At 65.3% G+C, this 1,583-nt stretch carries 2 protein-coding genes; both read left to right on the forward strand.

All coding sequences use genetic code 11. The features are described from left to right. Window positions 1-480: trehalose-phosphatase (locus RIF85_RS15895; protein ID WP_309072867.1), on the forward strand; the 480-nt coding region annotated here is incomplete at its 5' end. A gap of 142 nt (window positions 481-622) precedes the next feature. Next, a partial coding sequence (locus RIF85_RS15900; RefSeq protein WP_309072868.1) for a sn-glycerol-3-phosphate ABC transporter ATP-binding protein UgpC occupies window positions 623-1,583 on the forward strand: 961 nt, incomplete at its 3' end.

A 1,583-nucleotide genomic window follows, 5' to 3' on the forward strand; every position in this document is an offset into this window, starting at 1 on the left:
CTGACCTTGGACGAGGCGCAGGCGTTGGCGCTGCGCCAGGCCACCGAGGTGGTCGAAAAGGTGGTCGCTGCCCACCCGGGGACGAGGCTGGAAGCCAAGCCGGCCGGCGTCGTACTCCATACCCGCACCGCGGAAGATTCGGTGGCCGAAGCAGCCACCGAGGAAGCGCGCCGTCAGCTGTCGGCGATCGAGGGACTGCACCTGACGGACGGCAAACGGGTTCTCGAAACCTCGGTCCTGAGCTCCGACAAAGGGCAAGGCTTGGAACTCCTGCGCGCCTTTACCCAGGCTACGGCGGTGTTCTTTGCGGGCGACGATGTCACGGACGAGGACGCCATCAAGGCCCTGCAGCCGCAGGATCTGGGTGTCAAGATCGGGCCCGGGACCTCGGGAGCAGCATTCCGGGTGGACTCTCCGGACGCCTTTGCCCGGGTGCTCGAGACTCTCGCGGAACTGCGCCGGGCCTCCCCACAGAGCTGAGCCGTCTCCCAAAAGAATTGGGCCGCACTTCGGAATTTGCATTCACGTGCCATACTTGGTTCCGTGAGTCAGCTCACCTAACTGAATATCAACCCATCACAACGGATCGTCGGGCACGTACCTGCCCGTGAAGGGAAACACCATGGCAACGGTAACGTTCGATAATGCTACGCGCTTGTACCCGGGCACAGACAAGCCCGCAGTGGACAAGCTTGACCTGGAAATCGCAGACGGCGAATTCCTGGTCCTCGTCGGCCCCTCAGGCTGCGGAAAGTCCACCTCCCTGCGGATGCTGGCAGGCCTCGAAGATGTGAATTCGGGCCGGATCCTGATCGGCGACCGCGACGTCACCGACGTTCCGCCCAAGGACCGGGACATTGCGATGGTGTTCCAGAACTACGCGCTGTACCCGCACATGTCCGTGGCGGACAACATGGGCTTCGCGCTCAAGATCGCCGGCATCGGCAAGGAGGAGCGTGCCGAGCGCGTCCGCGAGGCGGCGAAGCTGCTGGACCTCGAGGAGTACCTGGACCGCAAGCCGAAGGCGCTCTCCGGCGGCCAGCGCCAGCGCGTGGCGATGGGCCGGGCGATTGTCCGTAATCCGCAGGTCTTCCTGATGGACGAGCCCCTCTCCAACCTGGATGCCAAGCTGCGGGTCCAGACCCGCACGCAGATCGCTTCCCTGACCCGGCGCCTGGGCGTCACCACGGTCTACGTCACCCACGACCAGGTCGAAGCAATGACCATGGGCGACCGCGTCGCAGTGCTCAAGGACGGCATCCTCCAGCAGGTGGACTCCCCTCGCAACCTCTACGACACGCCAGCCAACATTTTCGTTGCCGGCTTCATCGGCTCCCCGGCCATGAATCTGCTGGAACTGCCCGTGGCCGACGGCGGTGTCCAGTTCGGCGGCACGGTCTATCCGGTGCCGCGCGACGTGCTTGGCTCCGCGCACGGCAGCACCGTCATGCTCGGGGTGCGTCCGGAGGACCTGGAGCAGGCTGCGGACGGCCAGGGACTTGCCGTGGAGGTCGATGTGGTCGAGGAGCTCGGCGCCGACGCCTACGTGTACGGCCATACCGAAGTCAACGGCAGCCGGCACG

This window comes from Arthrobacter sp., assembly GCF_031179385.1.
GTDB lineage: Bacteria > Actinomycetota > Actinomycetes > Actinomycetales > Micrococcaceae > Arthrobacter_D.